Below are 25,839 nucleotides of genomic sequence, written 5' to 3' on the forward strand. Positions count from 1 at the left end.
TAGCCGCGATGGCGAGCAATTGATCCCAGCACAGGACGACTCCTGTGCGATCATTGCCGCATCTTTGTCATGTGCCGCACCAGACCACGAGCGCGGCCATGTCCTTACCGTCCCGGGGGGAACGGAATGTCACGCCATTCGCGTGCGACGGCCGCCAGACCAGCGCCGCGCACCGCACTCCTGCTCACGCTGCCCATCCTTTTGTCCGTCCTGCTGTCCACGCTGCTTCCGGTGGGAGCAGCGTGGGCGCGGGACGTCACGCCCACCGCCGCCGCCGCCGGCGACAACTGCGCCGCACTGCCGCTCACCCCCTTCGGGGACCCGGGCAGCGCGGCCGGCAAGGCGACGATCCCTGGCGGCAGCAGCGCCTGCTTCGGCTTCACCGCTGAGAAGGCCGGGCTGCACCGCGTCGTGCCCGGCAAGGTCCATGCCCAGACCTATATCCAGGTCTTCGACGGCGCCACCCAACTGAACTGCAACCAGACCGATCGGAGCGACGCGGGCTGGTGCGACCTGCCCCACGCCGGCGCCTACACCCTGAAGGTGGTCAACCAGGGGTGGCAGAACCTGATCGACACTCCTGTCGCCGTCGTGCCGCTGAACACCGCCGATCACTGTGCCCCGGAGGCCGGGACGGCTTGGGACGCCCCCGTCGTCAAGGGCTCCGCCCCCGGCCCGGTGGCGATCATGTGCCAGCCCTTGACCGGTAAGGCCGGTGAGCGCATCACGGTCGACCTCGGCACCGACAAGCACTCCGGCGACAGCCAGTACTGGATCACCGACGCGTCCGGTGCCCGGATCTGCCCGCGCTCGAACGACGACACCAGCGAAGGCTGCGTCCTGCCCGGCGACGGCCCCTACCGGGTCCTCGCCCGCATCGGCGACGTGGAGGGCGGCTTCCCCGCCGCGTACACCCTGAAGATCCGCCGCCTCTCCGACCCGGCCGGCTGCGCGCACGTCCCGCTCAACGCGTACGGCGCGGCGCCCACCACCGTGGATCCGGCCTCCGGCTGCAAGGTCTTCACCGCGCCCGCCGCCGGGCGCTACGACGTGTACGGGGTCCATGACGGGAAACGCTCCCGGCTGAAGACGTACGACCACACGGGCCGGACCGTCTGCACATCGGACGGCATCTGCACCCTGCCCGCCGCCGGCGACTACACCGTACTCACCGACGATGCCACCCTGATCCTCGACCGGTCCGCCACCACCGGCTGCCAGGCCGTCGAACTCGGCACCCACCAGGGCACTCTGACCCACAGCGGTGAGGTGGACTGCCTGACCCTGCCGCTGCCCAAGCGCTCGGGAATGGCCGCGCTGAAGAGCGTGAGCGGCCAGATCCCGCGGGTCGACGTCACCGTCGTCGACGCCACCGGCGCCCAGTTGTGCGACGGGACCACCCTCAACTGGGGCACCTGCGGGCTGAACGACTCCGCTCCGTTCCGTGTCCTGGTCTCCGCCGTCGACCAGAAGACGCCGACCGGCTCCTACAGCCTCGCCCTGTACCGCACGGACACGGCGAACGACTGCCAGGTGCTCCCGGCGGGCGACTTCACCTCCGACAGCGCCCACGCACGCTTCAGTACAGGCGGCGGGGTCTTCTCGCACTGCCTGACCATCCCTGCCGGCGACCACAGTGCGGTGGAGAGCATCCAGCTCCAGGCCGCCCCGGGTACGACGGCCAGGACGTACCTCTCGGTCGTGGACAAGTACAGCAGGCAGGTCTGCCGGGGCCCCGCTCTGCAGGGCATCCGGCTCACCTGCAACCTCGTGCCGGGCGTCGCGCACACCGTCCTGGTCAACGGAAGCGACACAACCGGCACCTACACCCTGACCCGCCGGGACGTCACCTCCACCGCGAAGGGCTGCACCGCCAATCCCGCGACCCCGGTCGGCGCACCGTCCACGGGCGGCACCTTCGCCGCGGGGGACACGCTGCTCTGCCGCCAGGTCACCACCGCCGACGCCACGGACACCCTGCACCTCAACGTCCGCGATGCGCTCGGCACCGCGAGCCTCGTGGCTTTCGGTGAGGACGGCAAGGTCGCCTGCAGCACCTACCCCAACAAGGCCTGCGCGGTCACCGGCTCCACCCACTACCAGGTCCTCGTCACCGTGCCGACGAGCCAGAAGGACGACGACTCCTACCACCTCGACGCCCTGCGCATCGCCACCGCCGCCGGGCCGGCCCGGGAGTGCACGGCCGTCCCCAACGTCAGCTATGGGTACGGTCCGATCACCGGCACCCTGGACGAGCAGCACACTGCCGTCTGCGCGACACTGCCGACCGCGTACAGCGACCGCTTCAACGTGGCGATCAGTGACACCACGGGGGCCACCGACACCGCCGTGCCCGCGCTGTACGGCAAGAGCCTCGACAACGGCTGCACGCTGATGCAGCCCACCGGCTACGAATGCTCCGTCAAAGAGCCGGAGACCAGGGCCGTCACTCCCAGCATCATGGTCCTGAGCCTGCCCAAGAAGGCGTCGCACACGTCCTACAGGGCGGAACTCACCTGCTCCTCCGCCATCTGCGGCACGCAGCGGGTCAGCGTCTACTCGGTGACCCCGACCACCGCCGAGAGCGGCACGAAGGCCACCGTTAGCGTGATCGGTACCGCCCTGCACAAGGACGACAAGGTGGTGCTCAGCCGGGTCGGCAGCAAGGTGGAGTCGACCACCGTGTCGGTGTCGGCCAACCGCAGGACGCTTACGGCCGTGCTGGATCTGACCGGGGCCGCCCCGGGCGACTGGAACCTCAGCGTCATCACCCACAACGCGGGCGAGTACGCACAGGGCACCTTCACCGTCACCCCGCCCACGCTGACCAACACCGCGGCTCCCGCCATCCAGGGCACGGCCCAGGTCGGCGCCACCCTCACCGCGAACCCGGGCAGTTGGACGCCCACCCCGGCGTCGTACGGCTACCAGTGGAAGGCGGACGGCGAGGCCATCTCCGGGGCGACGGCGTCCACGTACACCGTGCCCGCCTCGCTGCTCGGCAAGACGCTCACCGTCACCGTCACCGCCCGCCTCCTCGGTGGAGAAACCGCCGTCACCTCGGCGGCCGTCACGGTCGCCCAGGGCGCGGCCCCCAAGGCGACCACGGCCCCGACGATCAGCGGCACGGCGAAGGTCGGCGCCAAGCTCGGCCTCACGCCGGGCACCTGGACTCCTGCCGCCACGTCGTACGGCTACCAGTGGAGGGCCGACGGCAAGGTGATCTCCGGGGCGACGGCGTCCACGTACACCGTGCCCGCCTCGCTGCTCGGCAAGAAGCTCACCGTCACCGTCACCGCCCACCGCACGGGCCATGCCGACGGCACCGCCACGACCGCCGCGGTCACGGTCGCCAAGGGCAGCGCCCCGAAGGCCACCAAGGCGCCCACGATCTCGGGCACCGCGAAGGCCGGCTACACGCTCAAGGCCGCCCCGGGCAGCTGGACGCCCACCCCGTCCTCGTACGCCTACCAGTGGTACGCGGACGGCAAGGCGATCAAGGGCGCCACCGGGTCCTCGCTGAAACTGGCCTCCGCCCAGCGCGGAAGGAACATCACGGTCAAGGTGACCGCCCGTCGCACCGGGCACAGCGACGGCACCGCCACCAGCAAGCCGACGGCGAAGGTCGCTCGCTGAGCACGCCCAAAAGAGGGCCCCACCGGATGGTGGGGCCCTCTTCCATGTCAGTTCGCCCTAGAGGCTCATGATCCCGTAGGCGTCAGTGCCGGGCTGCGGACGTCGCTCTGGCCGGGCAGCCCCGACCGGAGGGTGGTCTCGCCGATGAGCGGCTTCTTGGGGTGGTCGCCCTTCCTGCAGACGGTGGCACTGGAGGGCAGATAGGTGTCGTCGCCCTCGAAGGTCGCGGTGTAGCAGGTGTCCTTGTCATGCTTGCCGGTGACCTTGCAGGTGGCTTTGCCTCGGTCGTCGGTGGTGTCCGTGCACAGCAGGACGGCGTTGGTGAAGTCGATGGTCTTGCCTTCCAGGTGCTCGCCCTCGGCGGTCAGCCGCGCGGTCAGCGTGAGGCCGTCCTTGTCGTGCGAGTGCTTCTTCTTCTTTTTCTTCGCCGTCAGCGTCAGCTTGGTCGGGGTCCGCTCGTCCTCCCCAGGTCCGACCGCCACACTGTCGGGGGAGTCGCCGACCGGGATGGTGGTGGTGACGGTGTTGGTGGCCGTGTCGATCACCGATACGTCGTCCGAGGCTCGGTTGGCGACGTAGACCCGGGAGCCGTCCGGCGTGACCGCCACACCGAAGGGCAGGTCGCCGACGGGGACGGTGTCGATGACGGTGTTGGTGTCGGTGTCGATCACCGATACGTCGTCCGTGGCGGTGTTGGTGACGTAGGCGCGGGTGCCGTCCGGCGTGACCGCCACACTGTCGGGTCCGTCTCCGACCGGGACGGTGTCGATGACGGTGTTGGTGGCCGTGTCGATCACCGATACGTCGTCCGAGGCTCGGTTGGCGACGTAGACGCGGGAGCCGTCCGGCGTGATCGCCAAACCCAGGGGAGTGTCGCCGACGGGGACGGTGTCGATGACGGTGTTGGTGGCCGTGTCGATCACCGATACGTCGTCCGAGACGGTGTTGGTGACGTAGACGCGGGAGCCGTCCGGCGTGACCGCCACACTGTCGGGGGAGTCGCCGACGGGGATGGTGGTGGTGACGGTGTTGGTGGCCGTGTCGATCACCGATACGTCACCCGAGACGGCGTTGGCGACGTAGACCCGGGAGCCGTCCGGCGTGACCGCCACACCCACGGGAGCGAGGCCGACGGGGACGGTGGTGGTGACGGTGTTGGTGGCCGTGTCGATCACCGATACGTCGCTCGAGCCGACGTTGGCGACGTAGGCGCGGGTGCCGTCCGGCGTGACCGCCACACCGCGGGGGCCATCGCCGACGGGGATGGTGGTGGTGACGGTGTTGGTGTCGGTGTCGATCACCGATACGTCGTCCGAGTCAGAGTTGGTGACGTAGACAGGTGCTGCGCCCTGCGCCATCGCGGGCGTGGCCACGGCGATCGGGACGGCCAGGCCCGCCAGGACCGCCAGCCCCGCCACCCATGCGCGCACCAGCACCCACCACGAACTCCCAACCCCGCGATGTGGCCCCGCACTTCCTTGTTCCGGCGCTCCCCGTACCGCGATACCCGACATGAAGACCTCCTGAGGTGCACGACACCGAAGTGCGTTCCGGTGCTCCGCATGAATTCGGCGATTGATGCCCCGTCATGGAAGTCCGTCCGGGACCGCCGCGGCGCTGATGATCGCCGCGGCCGACGCTAACCGCCGTGATCAGCGGGAGGCCGTCGGCGATCACGGATAGGACCGTACGGACGACTGGAATCCCCCTTCCGGACCCGTCGCCCGACGCAAAGAGGGCCCCACCGGGTGGTGGGGCCCTCTTCCGTGTCCGTACCCCGCTAGATCGTGCCCAGCTTGATGATCGACAGCAGCGCGATCAGCTGGATCGACGACGCCGCCAGCGCCTTCGGCCACGGCAGGTCGTGCGACTTGCTCACCATCGATGTGAACAGCGCACCCGCCGCCAGCCACGTCGCCCAGCCCAGGATCTGGACCAGAGAGTTCTCGCCGCCCAGGAACAGGGCGAAGACCAGACGCGGGGCGTCCGTGATCGACATGATCAGCATCGACAGGCCGACCGTCGGCTGCCAGGCGCCGTCGCCGCCCAGCTGGCGGGCCAGGGTGTGGGTCACCGCGCCCAGGATCAAGCCGCCGACGACGAATGCGACCGCCGTGGTCAGGACGTACGGGATGGCCGCGGAGATCGTCGCGTTGATCGTCTCCTCGCGGGCCTTGTCGAAGCCGAAGAGCGCGAGCAGGCCGTAGAGGAACGTGACGATCAGCGCCGGGCCCCACACGGGGTAGTCGCGCATCTGCCAGAACGTCGGGCCCGGGCGCAGCACGATGCCGCTCAGCAGTTGCTTCCAGTGCAGGCGGGGGCCCGCGGGTGCGGCCGGGGCCGTGCCTGCGCGGTAGGTCGCGCCGTCGCCGTACGGGTCCTCGTTGATGCTGAACGCCTGGGTGTGGCCAGGGTTGTTGGCATACGGGTCGACGTGCGGGGCGGGTCCGCCCTGGGGCTGCTGGTACGGGTCGCCGAAGTACTCCGGTTCGCCGTACGGGCCCTGGGGGCGCTGCTGACCGCCGCCGGCCTGGGGCCACTGCGGCGGCTGCTGCTGTTGCGCGTACGGCGGCCCCGCATGGCCTCCCCCGCCTCTGTAGGGCGGCGGTGCCTGCTGCTGCTGCTGCGTGCGGTTGTCCCGGCCGCGTCCGATCCTGAATCCAGCCACGTAATCGAACGTACCTGGTCCCGGAGAGTGAGGATGCCGGGGCGGGGAAACGCGGCCGCCTTTGCTGCCGACCTGTGACATCCCCTAGGGGGCCTGCCCGGGGGACCCTGAGGGGACGTCAGCGCAGGAAGACCGAGCTGCTGAAGGTGAGCAGCGGGTGGCTCGGCGCGGTGGCCGGGTACAGCGCCAGCACATCCGCGCGCTCGCCCCTGTGCGTACGAGTCACCAGGTCGGGGCGCTTGTCGCCGTCGAAGTCCGCGTACTGGAGCACGTCCGTGGTGGGCGTCGTCTCGCCCGACGGGAGCAAGGGCGCGGGCGGCGTCCGTACGGCGTCGAGGACATAGCGGCCGCCCGCGCGGCCCGGGCCGTCCGGGCCGCCCAGCAGCAGCTTGCCCTTGGCCGACGCGCCCGGCTTCGGGGTGCGGGCGGAGACCACCAGGTCGTCGTAGCCGTCGCCGTTCGCGTCGGGCTTCGGGGACGGGGCGGACAGGGCCGGGCCGCCGCCCGGGACGGGGGCCGTGGCGGTGCGCGGGGCGCCGGTGCGGGTGAAGGGGCCGCGCAAGAAGCTGACCCGGCCCGCGGACGCGGTGACGGCGAGGTCTGTCGAGCCGTCGCCGTCGAAGTCGCCGCAGACGGGGTGGTCGGGCCAGTCGTTGCCGTAGCGGGCCTTCTCGGGGATGCGCAGGACGACCGCCTTGCCGCCGAGGCCGGACGGGGAGCCGAAGAGCAGCTGGAGCGGTACGGGGGGCCGGCCGATGCCGTTGTACGGCGGGTCGGTGGCCACAATCAGGTCGGAGAAGCCGTCCTTGTCGAGGTCGCAGGCGGCAGCCGCGTCGAAGGCGGCGGGGAGTGTGCCGTCGACCGGGGCGGCGTTGGCTCGCGGGGTGAGGAGGCGGCGTACGACCGGGTCGAGGGCGCGGGGGCCGGCGGTGCCGTAGAGGACGCCGATGCCCGCGTCGTCGCCGTGGGTGTCGCCGGGGGCCTTCACCAGGTCGTTCACCACGAGGTCGCGGTGGCCGTCGCCGTTGAAGTCGGCGGGCACCCGGCTGCCCTTGCCCAGAGGGACGGGCAGCGCGGTGGCCCGGCCGGACAGTGGGGCGATGTCGCCGTTCTTGGCGGCGGCGGGCCGGTCGTCCGGCGCGGGGTGGCTCGTGCAGCCCGCGAGCAGCACCACGCAGGCGCCGGCCGCGCCGATCGCCACCGCTGCCGTAGCCCTCATCCGTATCCGCCCTGTCCGCCCTGTCCGCCGTTTCCGCACTGTCCGTCCCGTCCGTCTCGCCTGCGCTCGGTCTGCCCAGTCGCCCCTTGATGCTCGTTCGGCCGTCCCGGCAGGGCAATGGATCGGGCGTGATCGCTGGCCAATGGTTATTCGCTGGGTAGTTGAGTGGGTTCGTTATGTGGTGGATGAGGGAAATCGGGGGATTGCCCTTCCGTGCTCTGCCTGCCGAGCAGTGCACCCGTAGCTTCGTGGATGTCTCCACGGCACCGAGCTACAGACACGACGGATCGGGCATCAGCTCACCGGGGGAGAGCACTCCATGCACGCTCGCTCTCCACGGAGGTACCGCTCCACCGGAGGTACCGCTCCACCGGATCTCCACCGGAGGTACAAGGAAGCGGCCGGACCTGCCCCCGAGGCAGATCCGGCCGCTTCCGCGCTCCGTACGGACTACTTCACCGGCTCCGGTTCCGGCGCGTCCGCCGGCTCCTCGTCGTCCGCCGGGTCGGCCGGCGTCCTCACCGAGTCGAGCAGCAGCTGCGCGACATCGACGACCTGGAGCGACTCCTTGGCCTTGCCGTCGTTCTTCTTGCCGTTCACGGAGTCCGTGAGCATGACGAGGCAGAACGGGCAGGCCGTCGAGACGATGTCGGGGTTGAGCGAGAGGGCTTCGTCGACACGCTCGGTGTTGATGCGCTTGCCGATCCGCTCCTCCATCCACATGCGCGCGCCACCGGCGCCGCAGCAGAAGCCACGCTCCTTGTGGCGGTGCATCTCCTGCTGACGCAGACCGGGGACGGCCGACATGATCTCGCGCGGCGGCGTGTAGACCTTGTTGTGGCGGCCCAGGTAGCAGGGGTCGTGGTACGTGATCAGACCCTCGACCGGCGTGACCGGGATCAGCTTGCCCTCGTCGATGAGGTGCTGCAGCAGCTGCGTGTGGTGGATGACCTCGAACTCGCCGCCCAGCTGCGGGTATTCGTTCGCGATCGTGTTGAAGCAGTGCGGGCAGGTTGCGACGATCTTCTTCGCCGACTTCGGCTTCTTCGTGGACTCGTCCTCGTCGTCCTCGCCGAAGGCCATGTTCAGCATGGCCACGTTCTCCTGGCCGAGCTGCTGGAACAGCGGCTCGTTGCCCAGGCGCCGCGGCGAGTCACCGGTGCACTTCTCCTCGCCGCCCATGATCGCGAACTTCACGCCCGCGATGTGCAGCAGCTCCGCGAAGGCCTTGGTGGTCTTCTTGGCCCGGTCCTCCAGCGCGCCCGCGCAGCCGACCCAGTACAGGTAGTCGACCTCGGACAGGTCCTCGACGTCCTTGCCGACGATCGGGACCTCGAAGTCGACCTCCTTGGTCCACTCCACGCGCTGCTTCTTGGCCAGACCCCAGGGGTTGCCCTTCTTCTCCAGGTTCTTGAGCATCGTGCCCGCCTCGGACGGGAACGCGGACTCGATCATCACCTGGTAGCGGCGCATGTCGACGATGTGGTCGATGTGCTCGATGTCGACCGGGCACTGCTCCACGCACGCACCGCAGGTGGTGCAGGACCACAGCACGTCCGGGTCGATGACGCCGTTCTCCTCCAGCGTCCCGATCAGCGGGCGCTCGGCCTCCGCGAGGGCCGCCGCCGGCACACCGGCCAGCTGCTCCTCGGACGCCTTCTCCTCGCCCTCCATCGTCTTGCCGCCGCCGGCCAGCAGATACGGGGCCTTTGCGTGCGCGTGGTCGCGCAGCGACATGATCAGCAACTTGGGGGAGAGGGGCTTTCCGGTGTTCCAGGCGGGGCACTGCGACTGGCAGCGACCGCACTCCGTACACGTGGAGAAGTCGAGGATGCCCTTCCAGGAGAACTGCTCGACCTGGGAGACGCCGAAGACGTCGTCCTCGCCCGGGTCCTCGAAGTCGATCTCCTTGCCGCCGGACGTCATCGGCTGGAGGGCGCCGAGCGCGGTCCGGCCGTCGGCGTTCCGCTTGAACCAGATGTTCGGGAAGCCGAGGAAGCGGTGCCAGGCGACACCCATGTTGGTGTTGAGCGAGACCGTGATCATCCAGATCAGCGAGGTGCCGATCTTGATCATCGCGGTGAAGTAGATCAGCGTCTGCAGCGTGGCGACGCTCAGGCCCTTGAAGGCCAGCACCAGCGGATACGAGACGAAGTACGCCGCCTCGTAGTGGTCCACGTGGTGGATCGCGCCCTCGAGCCCGCGCAGGGCGAGGATCGCGAGGCCGATGGTGAGGATGACGTACTCGACGAAGTACGCCTGCCAGGCCTTGGAGCCCGCGAAGCGCGACTTGCGGCCGGCCCGCGAGGGCAGGTTGAGCAGCCGGATCGCCATCAGGATGACGATGCCCACCACGGTCATCAGGCCGATGAACTCGATGTACATCTCGAACGGCAGGAAGCCGCCGATGACCGGCAGGGTCCAGTCGGCCTGGAAGAGCTGGCCGTACGCCTGCGCCAGCGTCGGCGGCAACGTGAGGAAGCCGATCGCGACGAACCAGTGGGCAAAGCCCACGATCCCCCACCGGTTCATGCGGGTGTGGCCAAGGAACTCCTTGACCAGGGTGATCGTGCGTGCCTTCGGGTTGTCGGTTCGGCTGCCCGCGGGCACCGGCTGACCGAGCTTCACGAACCGGTAGATCTGCGCGACGGCTCGGGCGATGAGCGCAACGCCGACCACGGTCAGCACCAGCGACACGATGATCGCGGCGAGTTGCATTTCGGGCTCCTCGGGCCTGCGAGGGTGGGCAATCTGTCCAGACTACTAAGCGGTAACTTATGTAGTCCGTGCTGAGAGTACCCACTTATTCCGCCGCACTGTAGCCGCGCAGCCGGTGATCTGTGTCGCTCAGGCAAGCCTGACCGGACAGGGCGCCCGGCGTCCGGCCGCGGCCGCCGGGAGGGTGCGGGCCAGGATAAGAAGGTCCAGTCCCAGCCAGTGTTGCTCCACATAGTGCAGATCGAGTACTGCCATCTCCTCCCAGGGCAGCTCCGAACGGCCGCTGATCTGCCACAGGCCGGTCATCCCGGGGCGTACGCCGAGCCGGGCGCGGCCCGCGAAGCCGGCTTGCTCGGGGTCCTCGGGCGGCAGCGGGCGCGGACCCACGAGCGACATCTCGCCACGCACCACATTGATCAGCTGCGGCAGCTGGTCCAGGAAGTGGCGGCGCAGCAGCCGGCCGACGGGCGAGACCGGTGTCGTACGGAACGTCAGCATCGCAAACCTGGATCCGCCGAGGCCTGTCCGCTCCCGGCGGGTCAGGAGCGAGCCCCGGGTGGTGGCCGCGGCGGCGGCGGTGAGGGTCAGCAGCAGCGGGGACAGGAGCAGCAGCAGGACCAGACTGCCCGTCAGATCGACGGCTCGCTTTGCAGGCATGGACGGACGCCCTTCGTCGCGACCTTCGTCACGGCTGTCATTCGTTGACCGTTTTTTGCGGCTATGACTCTTCCAGACGGCCGCCGCTGCCGACCGGTGCGCCACGCGTGCGTACACAGGTTCGGCGCTGGTCCGGGGCAGTTTCCCGGGGCAGGGTGCAGGTAAGTGCGGGATAAAAGTTGAGTGGGGTCGACTCAGCTCCGTTGACGCCCTGGGCTCGGTCGTGCATCCTTGAGCCAGATCCACTCAAGTCAGTCTGCTGGAGGAATTGAAATGGCACGTGCGGTCGGCATCGACCTGGGCACGACTAACTCCGTCGTCAGCGTTCTGGAGGGCGGCGAGCCCACCGTCATCACCAACGCCGAGGGTGCCAGGACCACGCCGTCCGTCGTCGCCTTCGCGAAGAACGGTGAGGTGCTGGTCGGCGAGGTTGCGAAGCGTCAGGCAGTCACCAACGTCGACAGGACCATCCGGTCGGTCAAGCGCCACATGGGCACCGACTGGAAGATCGAGCTCGACGGGAAGACCTTCAACCCGCAGCAGATGAGCGCCTTCATCCTGCAGAAGCTGAAGCGCGACGCGGAGTCCTACCTCGGCGAGAAGGTCACCGACGCGGTGATCACCGTCCCGGCGTACTTCAACGACTCCGAGCGCCAGGCCACCAAGGAGGCCGGTGAGATCGCCGGTCTGAACGTCCTGCGCATCGTCAACGAGCCGACTGCGGCCGCCCTGGCCTACGGCCTCGACAAGGACGACCAGACGATCCTCGTCTTCGACCTCGGTGGCGGCACCTTCGACGTCTCGCTGCTGGAGATCGGCGACGGCGTCGTCGAGGTGAAGGCCACCAACGGTGACAACCACCTCGGTGGTGACGACTGGGACCAGCGCGTCGTCGACTACCTGGTGAAGCAGTTCGCCAACGGGCACGGCGTGGACCTGTCCAAGGACAAGATGGCTCTCCAGCGTCTTCGCGAAGCCGCGGAGAAGGCGAAGATCGAGCTGTCGTCCTCGACCGAGACCACGATCAACCTGCCGTACATCACGGCCTCCGCCGAGGGCCCGCTGCACCTGGACGAGAAGCTCACGCGCGCCCAGTTCCAGCAGCTCACCGCGGACCTCCTGGAGCGCTGCAAGACCCCGTTCCACAACGTCATCAAGGACGCCGGCATCCAGCTGTCCGAGATCGACCACGTGGTCCTGGTCGGCGGCTCCACCCGCATGCCCGCGGTCGCCGAGCTCGTCAAGGAGCTGACCGGCGGCAAGGACGCCAACAAGGGTGTGAACCCCGACGAGGTCGTCGCCATCGGCGCCGCCCTCCAGGCCGGTGTCCTCAAGGGTGAGGTCAAGGACGTCCTGCTCCTCGACGTGACCCCGCTGTCCCTCGGTATCGAGACCAAGGGCGGCATCATGACCAAGCTGATCGAGCGCAACACCACGATCCCGACCAAGCGGTCCGAGATCTTCACCACGGCCGAGGACAACCAGCCGTCCGTGCAGATCCAGGTCTACCAGGGCGAGCGCGAGATCGCGGCGTACAACAAGAAGCTCGGGATGTTCGAGCTGACCGGTCTGCCGCCGGCCCCGCGCGGGGTCCCGCAGATCGAGGTCGCCTTCGACATCGACGCCAACGGCATCATGCACGTGACCGCGAAGGACCTGGGCACGGGCAAGGAGCAGAAGATGACCGTCACCGGCGGCTCCTCGCTGCCGAAGGACGAGGTCGACCGGATGCGCCAGGAGGCCGAGCAGTACGCGGACGAGGACCACCGCCGCCGTGAGGCCGCGGAGTCCCGCAACCAGGGCGAGCAGCTCGTCTACCAGACCGAGAAGTTCCTCAAGGACAACGAGGACAAGGTTCCCGGCGAGGTGAAGACCGAGGTCGAGACCGCGGTCGGCGAGCTGAAGGAGAAGCTCAAGGGCGAGGACACCGCCGAGATCCGCACCGCCACCGAGAAGCTCGCGGCGGTCAGCCAGAAGCTCGGCCAGGCCATGTACGCCAACGCCACGCCCGACGGCGCCGAGGCCCCGGCCGGTGAGCAGGCCCAGTCCGCGGACAACACCGAGGACGTCGTGGACGCCGAGATCGTGGACGACGAGAAGGACGCGAAGGGCGGTGCAGCGTGACGGAGGAGACCCCGGGCTTCGAGGAGAAGCCCGACGTCCCCTCCGGCGCCACCTCTGACGACGCCGCCGAGTCCGCCGAGTCCTCCAAGAAGGAGGGCCCGGCGGCCCCGGGAGGGGACGCAGCCAAGATCGCCGGTCTGACGGCTCAGCTGGACCAGATCCGTACGGCGCTCAACGAGCGCACGGCGGACCTCCAGCGGCTCCAGGCCGAGTACCAGAACTACCGCCGTCGGGTGGAGCGCGACCGGATCACGGTCAAGGAGATCGCCACGGCGAATCTGCTGACCGAGCTCCTGCCCGTGCTCGACGACATCGGCCGCGCCCGTGACCACGGGGAGCTGGTGGGCGGGTTCAAGTCGGTGGCCGAGTCCCTGGAGACCGCGGCCGCCAAGATGGGCCTGCAGCAGTTCGGCAAGGAGGGCGAGCCCTTCGATCCGACGATCCACGAAGCCCTGATGCACTCGTACGCACCGGATGTCACCGAGACCACCTGCGTCGCGGTCCTTCAGCCGGGGTATCGCATCGGCGAGCGGACCATCCGCCCCGCGCGGGTCGCGGTGGCCGAGCCCCAGCCGGGCGCGGCCCCGAAGGAAGAGACGGCGAACGACGAGGAGAGCGGTGGCCCGGAGGAGGGTGCGTGATCTGGTTCCGCGCGGATAAGGGAGCGGCGTCCGGCGCGTGCAGATGCAAGGCGGAAGAGGGAGCCGACGCAGAGCGTCGGCGACCGACGACAACGCAGCAGATGTGCGTGCCGGGAGTCGCGAGCCCGCGCGGAGCCGGGGCAGGCACCCTACGGGCTGACGCAAGGATTGTCCGAGAGGAGGGACGTCGATGAGCACGAAGGACTTCGTCGAGAAGGACTACTACAAGGTCCTCGGCGTCCCCAAGGACGCCACCGAGGCCGAGATCAAGAAGGCGTACCGGAAGCTCGCCCGCGAGTTCCACCCGGACGCCAACAAGGGCGACGCCAAGGCCGAAGAGCGCTTCAAGGAAATCTCCGAGGCCAACGACATCCTCGGTGACCCCAAGCGGCGCAAGGAGTACGACGAGGCCCGCGCCCTCTTCGGCAACGGCGGCTTCCGCGGAGGTCCCGGCGGCCCCGGCGGGAGCTTCAACTTCGACCTGGGCGACCTCTTCGGGGGCGCCCAGGGCGGCGGTACGCAAGGTGGCGCAGGCGGCTTCGGCGGCGGTATCGGCGATGTGTTCGGCGGACTGTTCAACCGAGGCGCCGGCCCGGGTACGCGTACCCAGCCGCGTCGCGGCCAGGACATCGAGTCCGAGGTGACGCTCAGCTTCACCGAGGCGATCGAAGGCGCCACGGTCCCGCTGCGGATGTCCAGCTCCGCGGCGTGCAAGGCCTGTTCGGGCACCGGCGACAGAAACGGTACGCCTCGGGTGTGCCCGACCTGTCTCGGCACCGGCCAGGTCTCGCGCGGCGGCAGCGGCTCCTTCTCGCTCACCGACCCGTGCGTGGACTGCAAGGGCCGCGGTCTGATCGCGCAGGACCCCTGCGAGGTCTGCAAGGGCAGCGGGCGCGCCCGCTCGTCCAGGACCATGCAGGTCCGCATCCCCGCGGGTGTCTCCGACAGCCAGCGGATCCGGCTGCGCGGCAAGGGCGCCCCGGGCGAACGGGGTGGCCCGGCAGGCGACTTGTATGTCGTCGTGCATGTCGACGCCCACCCCGTCTTCGGCCGCAAGGGCGACAATCTCACCGTCACCGTGCCCGTCACCTACGCGGAGGCGGCGCTCGGCGGTGAGGTGAAGGTGCCGACCCTGGGCGGTCCGCCGGTCACGCTGAAGCTGCCGGCCGGGACGCCCAACGGCCGTACGATGCGAGCCCGCGGCAAGGGCGCGGTCCGCAAGGACGGCACCCGCGGGGACCTGCTGGTCACCGTCGAGGTCGCCGTACCCACGGAGCTCAGTGAGACGGCGAAGGAAGCGCTGGAGGCCTACCGCGAAGCCACCGCGGCCGAGGACCCGCGGGCCGAGCTGTTCCAGGCCGCGAAGGGAGCATGAGATGGACGGCCGAACCGGACGCAGCCGCAATCCCTACGAACTGACCGAAGAGTCGCCGGTGTACGTCATCTCGGTGGCGGCCCAGCTCTCGGGCCTGCATCCGCAGACCCTTCGGCAGTACGACCGGCTGGGTCTGGTCTCCCCCGACCGCACCGCGGGACGGGGCCGGCGCTACTCGGCCCGCGACATCGAACTGCTGCGCACCGTCCAGCAGTTGTCGCAGGACGAGGGCATCAACCTGGCCGGCATCAAGCGCATCATCGAGCTGGAGAACCAGGTCGCGGCGCTTCAGCAGCGGGTCGCGGAGCTGTCGTCGGCAGTCGAGGGAGCGGCGGCGGCGATGCAGCAGCGCGAAGCCCAGGTGCACGCGTCCTACCGGCGCGATCTGGTGCCGTACCAGGATGTGCAGCAGGCGAGCGCGCTGGTGGTCTGGCGGCCCAAGCGGCCTGAATAGGACAGGGTTTGTGCGCTGAGGGGCCGGAGATGTGCTGCTCCGGCCCCTGATGTCCGCCCCTTGCCGGTCCCTTGCCTGTCCCTTGCGGGGATCGGTCAGCCTTCGGAGAGGATGAGGGCGATGAAGATCCCGCAGGCGATGATGCTGATGAGCCAGCTGTGGGTGTTCATCCACTCACGCACCCCGGGCATGGCGCGCTCGGCCCTCCTGCCGAACAGCAGACGGGCCAGCAGCGGCAGTGCCGCGATGAGGACCGTCAGCCCGATGAAGGCCAGCGCCTCGCCCAGGTTGGCGTGGTGATGCTGCAGATGAATCCCCACGGTCAGCAGGACCACGAGGTCGGACGGCATCAGCAGAATCAGCAGTACACCGACGGTGAACGCCTTCCTCGGCCCGGCCGTCATCAAGGACTTCAGCCACTTCGGCGGCTCGGCCGTTCTGCGCCCCAGCCAGTTCTTCGCCGCTGCGAACACCAGCAGGCCGACGAGCACGTACTCCATGATGTGGCCGGCCGAGCCCTTGTCGGACGTATGGCCCATGTCGACGGCCTTGCCCAGGAGCGCGGCAACACCCCGCATGATGGCCACCCCGGCCGTGGTCGCGAGGGCGATACCCGCAATGAACGCCAGTGACGCCCGGACCGCTCTCGGCGCGGTGACGAAGATGATCGCCGACATGATCTGCGGCCCCACCATCATGGTGAAGGCGAGCGGAAGAATCCTCAGGTCCATGCTCGACCGCCGGTGCCGGTGCCGGTTTCGGGCCGTACCTCGCCGCACTCGGCGCGGGATCCTCTCCTCGGCTCGCCGGCGCTCCTGGCGCAGCACCTCACCGTGGGCCCCGGACGCCGAGAGCGTCGCCGGTTCGCCCACGCCGCTCCCGCGCCATCGCACTCCTCCTGCCCGTCGGTCGTCCGGTGCCCGCACACCGGACGCTGCGTAGTTCCTCAAGGCTGCCCAAGGGGTGAGCGATGTGCCATTTGAGCAGGGAGTGAATGAATCTCCGGGCGTTGCGTCCTTCTGGGTGACATGGACCCGCGGCAGCAGCCGCTGCCCCGGCGTGTCGGCGGACGCCGGGGCGGTGGAATCAGGTCGTCTGCGCGGAGCTCAGGACTCGTGCTCCAGAACCCCCGACTGGGCGATCAGATAGCCCAGTTGGGTCCGGCTGCCACTGCCCAGCGACGAGCCCAGCTTGGCGATATGGGCCCGGCACGTGCGTACGTTCATCCCCAGCCGGCGGGCGATGGCCTCGTCCACATGGCCCTCGACCAGGAGTTTGGCGATGGAGCGCTGGACGCCGGTGATGCCGTCCAGGTCCGGGCCGTACGAGATCGGCTCCTCCCACGGGATGCCGTGCAGCCAGAACTGCTCGAAGACGCCGACGAGATACTCGACGATGCCCTTGTGCCGCAACTCCAGGGCGGACAAACGGTCACTGCTCGCCGGAATGAACGCCACTTTCCGGTCGATGATGATCAGCCGGTCGATGATCTCCTCCAGCGTGCGCACCTCCACGCCGGACGGGCCGACCTTCTCCATGTAGGCCAGCGTTGCCGGGTGGTGGCGGGCGGTGTGCTGGTAGAGCGTGCGCATCCGGACGCCACGGTCGATCAGCGGCTCCACGCGGCGCAGCGCCTTCTCCAGGATGTGCGGCTGCCGCCCGCTCCCGGGTTGCACCGTGAGAAGCTCCTCGGTGCAGTCTGCGGTGACTTGGTCGAGGGTTGTGTTGATGCGGTTGAGGCCCTCGAGGACGGTAATCCCCTGTGGCACGGTGGAGTTCTGAGCGGTGAAGGCCATGAATGGCTCAAGTGCATCGGTCAGAGCGACAGTTCGTCGTCGACGCTCTTGGATCTCCCGCTCAATGGGGTGTATCAGCTGTGTCAGCGCAGTGGTTGGCGGTACAGGCCGGAGCCACTGAGCGTCGTCGGGATCCGGAAGCAGCAGGGCGAGATCGAAGAGACAGGGTGTGGATTCTGCCTCTGACCGGGCTATTCGCCCGGTGCGCAGTGCGGTGATGTAAAGAATTTTCCCCGCCTCGCACAGCTCACCGTCTGCGTGAGGGTGTCCCGTTTCGCCCTCATTAGATGGCATATGCACCCCCTCAGGCTCCTGCATTACAGGAACATGATGCCTGCCGTCGCTGGTGCAAGCGTTCGGAGTGAGACATCGTCTTATGCGCGGGGGAGGAGGAATGATCAAAAGAGGTGGAGATCACCCATGTCTAGGACGCTACGTGCTCTTTGTGCTCTTGCCATAGCGGCGGCCGCGCTAGGTGCGGTGGCCTCCGGTGAGCCCTCCTGGGGGAGCTCTCCCGCCAACTCGGTGACGGCGACCCCTGGTGAGCCTTCCTGGGGCTTCGTTTCCGCGGATGGTGTGGCGGGTACGCCCGGTGAGCCTTCCTGGGGTGTCGCTCCGGCTGACGCCGCGGGCACGCCCGGTGAGCCCTCCTGGGGTGTCGCTCCGGCCCGCACGAGCGCATGACCGTTCCACCGGACGACCGGGTCTTCCGGCGCGAGATGGCTACGGCTTATCGATCGAGGTGGCATTTCATCGACCTCGTCACGGCAATCCCCCACCGTGGCGACTCGTTGATGGTCACCCTCTTCGGAGAGCCGATCGTCGTGGCGCGCGAGGAGGACGAAGACGTCCGCGCGTATCGGTGCCTTCGCCGGCCCCGAGGAGCACCGCAGCCCGTCCGCTGTGCCATCCGGTACGGCATGATTTTTGTCAATCTTGACCAGCGGGACCACCAGTTGGTCGAGCCCGACACCACCGCCACCCCCCGCAGTGCCTGAGCGGTTCCCCCGTCGTTGTAAATCGCTCAGGTGCTTCCCCCACACAGCGGCGCCATCGTGGACCTGAAACACGATGGCGCCGCTGTGCTGTCCGGGTACGGAAGCTGCTTACGGCCGGCCCGGTACGGCAGCCGGGTGCGGCTGCCGCGGTACGGGAGGCGGGTAGCCACGTACGGGAGCCGGGTGCGGCCCCGTTCTACGCCCGGCCCATTGCGCGGGTCAGCGTGATCTCGATGAGCACCCGGTCCGGGTTGGGCGCCGGGGTGCGCCCGTAGCGCTCCGCGTAACGCCCCACCGCGTCCGCGATGAGCTCCGGCTCCGTACGCACCCTCGCGCGCCCCTCCAGGGTCGCCCAGCGGCCCTTGTCCACCTGGCAGACCGCGACCGCCGCCCCGTCCGGGCCCGCGGCCAGGATGTTGGCGACCTTGTGGCTGTGCTTGTTGGTGATGACGCGAGCGAAACCGCCCTCCGGGTCGTATGTGACACCGACCGCCACGACGTGGGGCGTGCCGTCCGCGCGAGGAGTCGTGAGGGTGCACATGTGGTACTCGCGCCAAAAGGCGAGGTAGGACGCGGCGGGGTGTCGTGGGTCGATGGCCATGCTGTGGAACCTACCGGCGGCGGCTGTCCGTCACGAGCTTGAGTGGAATAGACTCAACTTTGTGTACGCTGGATGAGTCATAACAGTGTGGGTACTGCGGACGAGGAGGAGAGACCGCACGTGGACGCCGAGCTGACCAACAAGAGCAGTGACGCCATCAACGCCGCCAGCACCCGGGCGGTGGCCGCAGGACATGCCGATCTGACCCCTGCGCATCTGCTGCTCGCGCTTCTCGAGGGCGCGGACAACGAGAACATCACCGATCTGCTGGCCGCCGTCGAGGCCGACCAGGCCGCCGTGCGGTCCGGGGCCGAGCGGGTGCTGGCCGCGCAGCCCAGCGTTGCCGGATCCACGGTCGCGCCGCCACAGCCCAACCGGGAGCTGCTCACCGTCATCGCGGACGCCACCCAGCGGGCCAAGGAGCTCGGCGACGACTACATCTCCACCGAGCACCTCCTCATCGGCATCGCCGCCAAGGGCGGCCGGGCCGGCGAGGTGCTGGCCCAGCAGGGGGCCACGGCGAAGAAGCTGCTGGACGCTTTCGAGACGGTAAGGGGAGGACGCCGGGTGACCACTGCCGACCCCGAGGGGCAGTACAAGGCGCTGGAGAAGTTCGGTACGGACTTCACCGCCGCCGCCCGTGAGGGCAGGCTCGACCCGGTCATCGGCCGGGACCAGGAGATCCGCCGGGTCGTCCAGGTGCTCTCCCGGCGTACGAAGAACAACCCCGTGCTCATCGGCGAGCCCGGCGTCGGCAAGACCGCCGTCGTCGAGGGCCTGGCCCAGCGCATCGTCAAGGGCGATGTGCCCGAGTCGCTGAAGAACAAGCGGCTCGTCGCGCTCGACCTGGGCGCGATGGTCGCAGGTGCGAAGTACCGCGGTGAGTTCGAGGAGCGGCTGAAGACCGTCCTCTCCGAGATCAAGGCGAGCAACGGCCAGATCATCACCTTCATCGACGAGCTGCACACCGTCGTGGGCGCGGGCGCCGGCGGCGACTCCGCGATGGACGCGGGCAACATGCTCAAGCCGATGCTGGCGCGAGGCGAGCTGCGCATGGTCGGTGCGACGACGCTCGACGAGTACCGCGAACGGATCGAGAAGGACGCGGCGCTGGAGCGCCGCTTCCAGCAGGTGCTGGTCTCCGAGCCGAGCGTCGAGGACACGATCGCGATCCTGCGCGGCCTCAAGGGACGGTACGAGGCTCACCACAAGGTTCAGATCGCCGACAACGCGCTGGTCGCCGCGGCGAGCCTGTCCGACCGGTACATCACCTCGCGCTTCCTGCCCGACAAGGCGATCGACCTCGTGGACGAGGCCGCGTCCCGGCTGCGGATGGAGATCGACTCCTCGCCGGTCGAGATCGACGAACTGCAGCGCGCCGTCGACCGGTTGAAGATGGAGGAGCTTGCGCTCAAGAACGAGTCCGACCCCGGCTCCAAGCAGCGGCTGGAGAAGCTGCGCCGCGACCTCGCCGACAAGGAGGAGGAGCTGCGGGGCCTGACCGCGCGCTGGGAGAAGGAGAAGGAAGGTCTCAACCGCGTCGGTGAGCTGAAGGAGAAGCTCGACGAGCTGCGCGGCCAGGCGGAGCGCGCGCAGCGGGACGGTGACTTCGACACCGCGTCCAAGCTGCTGTACGGCGAGATCCCCACGCTGGAGCGGGAGTTGGAGGAAGCCTCCGAGGCCGAGCAGGAAGCGGCCAGGGACACGATGGTCAAGGAGGAGGTCGGCCCTGACGACATCGCGGACGTGGTCGCCTCCTGGACGGGCATTCCGGCCGGGCGGCTGCTCGAGGGCGAGACGCAGAAGCTGCTGCGGATGGAGTCCGAACTCGGCAAGCGGCTGATCGGCCAGAGCGAGGCGGTCGGGGCGGTGTCCGACGCGGTGCGCCGCACGCGGGCGGGCATCGCGGACCCGGACCGTCCGACGGGCTCGTTCCTCTTCCTCGGCCCGACGGGTGTCGGCAAGACCGAACTGGCCAAGGCGCTCGCGGACTTCCTCTTCGACGACGAGCGGGCGATGGTTCGCATCGACATGTCCGAGTACGGCGAGAAGCACTCGGTGGCCCGGCTGGTGGGTGCGCCTCCCGGGTACGTCGGCTACGAGGAGGGCGGCCAGCTGACCGAGGCGGTGCGCCGGCGTCCGTACTCCGTGGTCCTCCTGGACGAAGTCGAGAAGGCCCACCCCGAGGTCTTCGACATCCTGCTGCAGGTGCTGGACGACGGGCGCCTCACGGACGGCCAGGGCCGGACGGTGGACTTCCGCAACACCATCCTGGTGCTGACGTCGAACCTGGGCAGCCAGTATCTGGTCGAGCCGCTCACCTCGGAGGAGGAGAAGAAGCAGCAGGTCCTCGAAGTGGTGCGGGCCTCCTTCAAGCCGGAGTTCCTCAACCGCCTGGACGATCTTGTGGTCTTCTCGGCCCTGTCGAAGGACGAGCTGGCGCATATCGCGAAGCTCCAGATCGACCGCCTGGCGAAGCGGCTGGCTGAGCGCCGCCTCACGCTGGAGGTCACCCCCGCGGCGCTGGAATGGCTGGCGGACGAGGGCAACGACCCGGCGTACGGAGCACGCCCCCTGCGCCGCCTCGTCCAGACGGCGATCGGCGACCGCCTGGCGAAGGAAATCCTGGCGGGCGAGGTCACGGACGGCGACACGGTACGGGTGGACCGCTTCGGCGACGACCTGATCGTGGGCCGGGCGTAGGTTTCGGACCGGGGCGCGGCGGTCGGGGTGGGGCGGTGCGCGGGCGGTCGCGGCGCGGGTCGGCGGGGTGGGCCGGTGCCGCGGGGCGCGGGTTCCGGCGGGTTCGCCGCAAAACCACCACCGGCAGCAACCACCAACGCCCCCGGCACGGCCCCTGCCGCAAAAGCGGAGCCTGATCTCCGCGCCGCGAAGCCGGCGCTCCCGGGGTGTGGGGGCGTCAGCCCCCACGTACCTTCCCCCTCCGGGGGGCCTGGGGGCTCGCCCTCAGTTTCGGGTAGGGGCGGGGTGGGGGAACAGGCCCGCCCGCACCCCTACGTCCCCCCAACGGCCGGATCATGTCAGCCCGCAGCGGATCGCCGCCGTCAGGGCTTGCCAGCCCCCGCCCGCAATGGGAGAGGATGGCAGGAACCGTACGAAGGGAAATCCACGGTGACCATCGATCCGTCCTCGATTCCGAATTTCGGGGGCCAGCCCCAGCCTCAGGCCGCAGGACCGGCGGGCCCCGTCGTTCCCGACCAGGACCTGGTCAAGCAGCTCCTCGACCAGATGGAGCTGAAGTACGTCGTCGACGACGAGGGCGACCTCGCGGCGCCGTGGGAGGAATTCCGCACGTACTTCATGTTCCGCGGCGAGGAAGACCAGCAGGTCTTCTCGGTGCGCACGTTCTACGACCGGCCGCACGCCGTCGAGGACCGGCCCAAGCTCCTTGACGCGATCGACGACTGGAACCGCCGCACCCTGTGGCCGAAGGTCTACACGCACCTCCACGACGAGGAGGAGGACGGTCCCGCCACCATCCGCCTCATCGGCGAGGCGCAGATGCTGATCGGCACGGGCGTCAGCCTGGAGCACTTCGTGTCGTCGACCGTCAGCTGGGTCCGCGCCGCGATCGAGTTCGACAAGTGGCTCGCGGAGCAGCTCGGCCTGGAGACCGCGGACGAGACGCCCGCGGACGAGAAGCCCGCCGACGACGCCTGAGCACACACCTAGAGCGCGATCGGGGACAGCGTCAGCAGATACGTCCCGTACGCGAACGAAAGCCCGGCCAGCGCGGCGGTCACCACGATCACCGCCCTCGGCCGGGCTTTTGCCACCGCGCAGGCCAGCGGCAGCAGCAGCGGGAAGGCCGGCAGCAGAAAGCGCGGCTTGGACTCGAAGAAGCCGGAGCCGCCGAGCGTGATCAGCACCAGCACCGCCGTGTAGACGAGCAGCGCCGCCGGCGGCCGTTCCAGCGCGAACAGGGCGAACAGCAGCACCGCCGCCACGACGATCAGCAGCGCGACCATCAGCGGGAACAGCGAGGGCCGCAGCACCAACGCCCGTACCACTTTCAGCGCCCCGATCCCGAAGTCGAACCGCGAGGTCCAGCCGCGCTGCACGGCGAAATATCCGCCCAGCGGATCGCCCGTACGGAAGCCGACCTGGAGCACATAGCCGCACCAGCCGAGCGGGGCCAGCGCCGCGCCGGTCCAGATGCGAAGGTTCGCGCTGGCGTTCTCGCGCCGCCGGTACGCCGTGAACAGTTCGTACGCCGCCACCGCCAGCACCGCGGCGGCCACCGCGATCCCGTTGGGCCGCGACAGACCGGCGAGAAAGGCCAGCACTCCGGCCCACACCCAGCGCCGGGTCAGCAGCGCGTACAGCGACCAGGCGGCGAAGGCCGTGAGCACGGGCTCGGTGTACGCCATGGACAGCACGATCGAGTGCGGCAGCAGGCCCCACAGCAGGACCAGCACGGTCGCCGTACGCCGCCCGTGCAGCCGTTCCACGACCGCGTAAATCCCCCATGCGGCCGCGCCCGCCGCGGTCCACGAGAGGACGAGCCCGGCCGTTCCGCTCGTCACGGGCAGGACCGTCGTGCCGACGCGCACCAGCGCCGGGTAGAGCGGGAAGAACGCGAGATCGCTCTGGACCGTGCCGTCGGGCCAGTGGAGCGTGCGGCCGTAGCCGTGCTCGGCGATCAGCATGTACCAGTCGGAGTCCCAGGCGCGGGCGATGATCGCCCGCGGTGAGCGCCCGATGTGCCACGACCAGCCGGCCATCACCAGCAGCCCGGTCAGCCGTGCCACCGCGAACAGCCCCAGCGCGGGGGCGGCCCGCAGCAGCGCGGCGTGCCGGCGGGGGACGGGCCGGGCACTGGCCGCCGCGGCACGTTCGACAGTCTCGGCGGTCAGGGGGCACCTCCGGGCGCGCACACAAGTCGGTCAATCCGACCATGAGCGGCCGACGGCCCGCGCGCGAGCGGTGACGAGCCGACAGGGCCGGTTCCTACCCGGTCGGCTGAAAGGCCGCGTGTTGCGCGTGACAGCGGGGGCCGCGGCCGTTCCGGGCGCCGAGCGCCCGAAACTCACTGCTTCCGCAGCTCGGACAGCCGCTTGATGGCTTCTTCCAGCACGTCGATCCGCTTGCAGAAGGCGAACCGCACGAACGGCGCGCCCTGGTCGTAGTGGTCGTAGAAGACGGCGTTCGGGATGGCCACCACCCCGCACCGCTCCGGCAGCGCGCGGCAGAAAGCGAAGCCGTCGTCCTCGCCCAGCGACCTGATGTCGGTGGTGACGAAGTACGTACCGGCCGGACGGTAGACCTCGAAACCCGCGTCCGCGAGACCCGCGCTCAGCAGATCGCGCTTGCCGCGCAGATCGTCGCGCAGACCGTCGAAGTACGCCTGCGGCAGCCGCAGCGCTTCCGCGACCGCGTACTGGAAAGGCCCCGCCGACACATAGGTCAGGAACTGCTTCGCCGAGCGGACCGCTGTCACCAGCTCGGGGGACGCCGTCACCCAGCCGACCTTCCAGCCGGTGAACGAGAAGGTCTTGCCCGCCGACGAGATGCTGACCGTGCGCTCCCGCATCCCTGGGAAGGTCGCGATCGGCACATGCTCGCCGTCGAAGGCCAGATGCTCGTAGACCTCGTCGGTGACGACCAGCAGATCGCGCTCGACGGCGAGCTCGGCGATCGCTGCGAGCTCGGCACGGGTGAGCACCGTGCCGGTCGGGTTGTGCGGCGTGTTCAGCAGGATCAGCCGCGTCCGGTCGGTGACCGCGTCCCGCAGCTCGTCGAGATCGAGGTGGTAGGCGCCCTCGCGCGGCCGCAGGGTCACCGGGACGCGGCTGCCGCCCGCCATCGCGATGCAGGCGGCGTACGAGTCGTAGTAGGGCTCCAGCGCGATGACCTCGTCGCCCGGCTCCACCAGCGCCAGCAGCGTGGCCGCGATCGCCTCGGTCGCGCCGGCCGTGACCAGCACCTCGGTGTCGGGGTCGTACGACAGCAAGTAGCGCTGGACTTGGTGGTCGGCGATCGCGGTGCGCAGCTCGGGGACGCCGGGGCCGGGCGGGTACTGATTGCCGCGGCCGTCGCGCAGCGCCCGTACCGCCGCCTCCCTGACCTCTTCGGGGCCGTCGGTGTCGGGGAAGCCCTGGCCGAGGTTGATCGACCCGGTCGCTGCGGCCAGCGCCGACATCTCCGCGAAGATCGTCGTGCCGAATTCCGCCAGCCGGCGGTTGAGCAGCGGTCGTGGTCCCGGTTCGCGTGCAGTCATGGTCGCCATCCTGTGCCGAAGCTCTGGAGTTGCTCAAGTCTGCTTTGGGTCCGCGGGGCCGGGGGCATCCCCCTCTCACGCAAGAAGCGGTCACGCAAAGACGCGGGGGGCTCGCTTCGGGGGAACGAAAGGACGGTGAGCGCAATGGCAGCTTTCGTCGGGATTGTGATCGTGCTGTTCGTCGTGTTCGTGGTCGTCAAGATGGCGTCCAGCTCCAGCCGGGGCAAGGGCGTCAAGGGGAGCCGCCGGGGCACGGCCGGCAGCAGCGGGGACAGCGGGGGCAGCTGGTGGGCGGGCGGCGGTGACTCGGGTGGCCATTCCTGCGGGGGCGGTTCTTCGTGCGGGGGCGGCTCGTCCTGCGGTGGCGGGGGCGGATGCGGTGGCGGAGGCAGCTGACACGGGGCAGCTGGTCCGCGACCACTGAAGGCACCTGGCGGGTGAACTCCCGCCGGGTGCCTCCTTGTTGATGTCCTTCCCGGCACTTTTTAGTTGAACAGTTGAACCCTGAGGCCCCCGACGGGATGAACCGACTCCAAGTTGGGTAAAAAGGCTGTGGGTGTAGCGCAGTTCATGATTCCCTCGCTGTTGGAACCTGTAGGAACCATCCAGCCCTCGGACCTGATGTGGACCCGAGCAGGCGTTCCCCCGGATTTGTTCAACTCCCCTCAGGGACGCCCCCGGTCCACGTGTCCTCCCGCCGAAGCGTGTTTT

General features: G+C 69.2%; 19 protein-coding genes. 9 read left to right on the top strand and 10 right to left on the bottom strand.

Translation table 11 applies throughout. The annotated features are described in order from the left end of the window. Positions 1-126: 126 nt before the first annotated feature. Positions 127-3,636, top strand: a complete 3,510-nt coding sequence (locus ACI2LP_RS17055) for a hypothetical protein (protein WP_404725306.1) — start codon at positions 127-129, stop codon at positions 3,634-3,636. Positions 3,637-3,701: 65 nt separating this feature from the next. Here the strand turns inward: ACI2LP_RS17055 and ACI2LP_RS17060 are convergent, their stop codons facing one another. The 5 genes from ACI2LP_RS17060 to ACI2LP_RS17080 form a co-directional block, all read right to left on the bottom strand. Beyond that, the gene (locus tag ACI2LP_RS17060) at positions 3,702-5,072 is read right to left on the bottom strand and encodes a beta-propeller fold lactonase family protein (protein ID WP_404725307.1); all 1,371 of its coding nucleotides are present in this window, start codon (positions 5,070-5,072) and stop codon (positions 3,702-3,704) included. A gap of 344 nt (positions 5,073-5,416) precedes the next feature. Further along, positions 5,417-6,304, bottom strand: coding sequence for a Yip1 family protein (locus ACI2LP_RS17065; protein ID WP_404725308.1), 888 nt, complete (start codon positions 6,302-6,304; stop codon positions 5,417-5,419). Positions 6,305-6,422: 118 nt separating this feature from the next. Next, the gene (locus ACI2LP_RS17070) at positions 6,423-7,523 is read right to left on the bottom strand and encodes an FG-GAP repeat domain-containing protein (protein ID WP_404725309.1); all 1,101 of its coding nucleotides are present in this window, start codon (positions 7,521-7,523) and stop codon (positions 6,423-6,425) included. 450 nt (positions 7,524-7,973) lie between these two features. Then, positions 7,974-10,241, bottom strand: a complete 2,268-nt coding sequence (locus ACI2LP_RS17075) for a heterodisulfide reductase-related iron-sulfur binding cluster (RefSeq protein WP_404725310.1) — start codon at positions 10,239-10,241, stop codon at positions 7,974-7,976. 129 nt (positions 10,242-10,370) lie between these two features. Then, positions 10,371-10,898 (bottom strand): sugar transferase, encoded by a 528-nt coding sequence (locus tag ACI2LP_RS17080; protein WP_404725311.1) that lies wholly within the window; start codon positions 10,896-10,898, stop codon positions 10,371-10,373. A 273-nt stretch (positions 10,899-11,171) separates the two neighbouring features. On the opposite strand from ACI2LP_RS17080, the gene dnaK reads away from it, so the two are divergent. The 4 genes from dnaK to ACI2LP_RS17100 all read left to right on the top strand — a co-directional run bounded on the left by dnaK (position 11,172) and on the right by ACI2LP_RS17100 (position 15,492). After that, a complete protein-coding gene (gene dnaK, locus ACI2LP_RS17085) occupies positions 11,172-13,022 on the top strand; it encodes a molecular chaperone DnaK (RefSeq protein WP_404725312.1) in 1,851 nt (616 codons plus the stop codon). After that, on the top strand, positions 13,019-13,663 hold the full coding sequence (gene grpE, locus ACI2LP_RS17090; RefSeq protein ID WP_404725313.1) for a nucleotide exchange factor GrpE: 645 nt from the start codon (positions 13,019-13,021) through the stop codon (positions 13,661-13,663). Before dnaK ends, grpE begins: the two co-directional genes overlap by 4 nt. Before the next feature lie 190 nt (positions 13,664-13,853). Beyond that, complete coding sequence (gene dnaJ / locus ACI2LP_RS17095) at positions 13,854-15,038, top strand: molecular chaperone DnaJ (RefSeq protein ID WP_404725314.1); 1,185 nt, start codon at positions 13,854-13,856, stop codon at positions 15,036-15,038. Between the two features lies 1 nt (position 15,039). After that, positions 15,040-15,492, top strand: a complete 453-nt coding sequence (locus ACI2LP_RS17100; protein ID WP_360877238.1) for a heat shock protein transcriptional repressor HspR — start codon at positions 15,040-15,042, stop codon at positions 15,490-15,492. Positions 15,493-15,587: 95 nt separating this feature from the next. On the opposite strand, the gene ACI2LP_RS17105 is transcribed toward ACI2LP_RS17100, so the two are convergent. Together ACI2LP_RS17105 and ACI2LP_RS17110 are read right to left on the bottom strand one after the other, a co-directional pair. Continuing rightward, positions 15,588-16,223 (bottom strand): GAP family protein, encoded by a 636-nt coding sequence (locus ACI2LP_RS17105; RefSeq protein WP_404725315.1) that lies wholly within the window; start codon positions 16,221-16,223, stop codon positions 15,588-15,590. Positions 16,224-16,598: 375 nt separating this feature from the next. Next, positions 16,599-17,582 carry a helix-turn-helix transcriptional regulator gene (locus ACI2LP_RS17110; protein ID WP_404725401.1) on the bottom strand — a complete coding sequence of 328 codons (984 nt, stop codon included), beginning with the start codon at positions 17,580-17,582 and terminating at the stop codon, positions 16,599-16,601. Between the two features lie 386 nt (positions 17,583-17,968). On the opposite strand from ACI2LP_RS17110, the gene ACI2LP_RS17115 reads away from it, so the two are divergent. Beyond that, positions 17,969-18,286 carry a (2Fe-2S)-binding protein gene (locus ACI2LP_RS17115; protein ID WP_404725316.1) on the top strand — a complete coding sequence of 106 codons (318 nt, stop codon included), beginning with the start codon at positions 17,969-17,971 and terminating at the stop codon, positions 18,284-18,286. Positions 18,287-18,482: 196 nt separating this feature from the next. Here the strand turns inward: ACI2LP_RS17115 and ACI2LP_RS17120 are convergent, their stop codons facing one another. Further along, positions 18,483-18,887: a pyridoxamine 5'-phosphate oxidase family protein gene (locus tag ACI2LP_RS17120; RefSeq protein WP_404725317.1), complete on the bottom strand. Its 405-nt coding sequence runs from the start codon at positions 18,885-18,887 to the stop codon at positions 18,483-18,485. 120 nt (positions 18,888-19,007) lie between these two features. Here ACI2LP_RS17120 and clpB point away from each other — a divergent pair, with 120 nt between their 5' ends. Together clpB and ACI2LP_RS17130 are read left to right on the top strand one after the other, a co-directional pair. After that, positions 19,008-21,590 carry an ATP-dependent chaperone ClpB gene (gene clpB, locus ACI2LP_RS17125; protein WP_404725318.1) on the top strand — a complete coding sequence of 861 codons (2,583 nt, stop codon included), beginning with the start codon at positions 19,008-19,010 and terminating at the stop codon, positions 21,588-21,590. A gap of 429 nt (positions 21,591-22,019) precedes the next feature. Beyond that, entirely contained in the window at positions 22,020-22,568 is a 549-nt protein-coding gene (locus ACI2LP_RS17130; RefSeq protein WP_404725319.1) for a YbjN domain-containing protein, read from the top strand. Positions 22,569-22,576: 8 nt separating this feature from the next. Here the strand turns inward: ACI2LP_RS17130 and ACI2LP_RS17135 are convergent, their stop codons facing one another. After that, the gene (locus ACI2LP_RS17135) at positions 22,577-23,785 is read right to left on the bottom strand and encodes a mannosyltransferase family protein (RefSeq protein WP_404725320.1); all 1,209 of its coding nucleotides are present in this window, start codon (positions 23,783-23,785) and stop codon (positions 22,577-22,579) included. Between the two features lie 152 nt (positions 23,786-23,937). Then, positions 23,938-25,137: a pyridoxal phosphate-dependent aminotransferase gene (locus ACI2LP_RS17140; protein ID WP_404725321.1), complete on the bottom strand. Its 1,200-nt coding sequence runs from the start codon at positions 25,135-25,137 to the stop codon at positions 23,938-23,940. A gap of 135 nt (positions 25,138-25,272) precedes the next feature. Between ACI2LP_RS17140 and ACI2LP_RS17145 the strand changes: the two genes are divergently transcribed. Further along, positions 25,273-25,524: a hypothetical protein gene (locus ACI2LP_RS17145; RefSeq protein WP_404725322.1), complete on the top strand. Its 252-nt coding sequence runs from the start codon at positions 25,273-25,275 to the stop codon at positions 25,522-25,524. Positions 25,525-25,839: the final 315 nt, after the last annotated feature.

It is taken from the genome of Streptomyces sp. NPDC019890, from assembly GCF_044903445.1.
Taxonomy (GTDB): Bacteria; Actinomycetota; Actinomycetes; order Streptomycetales; family Streptomycetaceae; genus Streptomyces.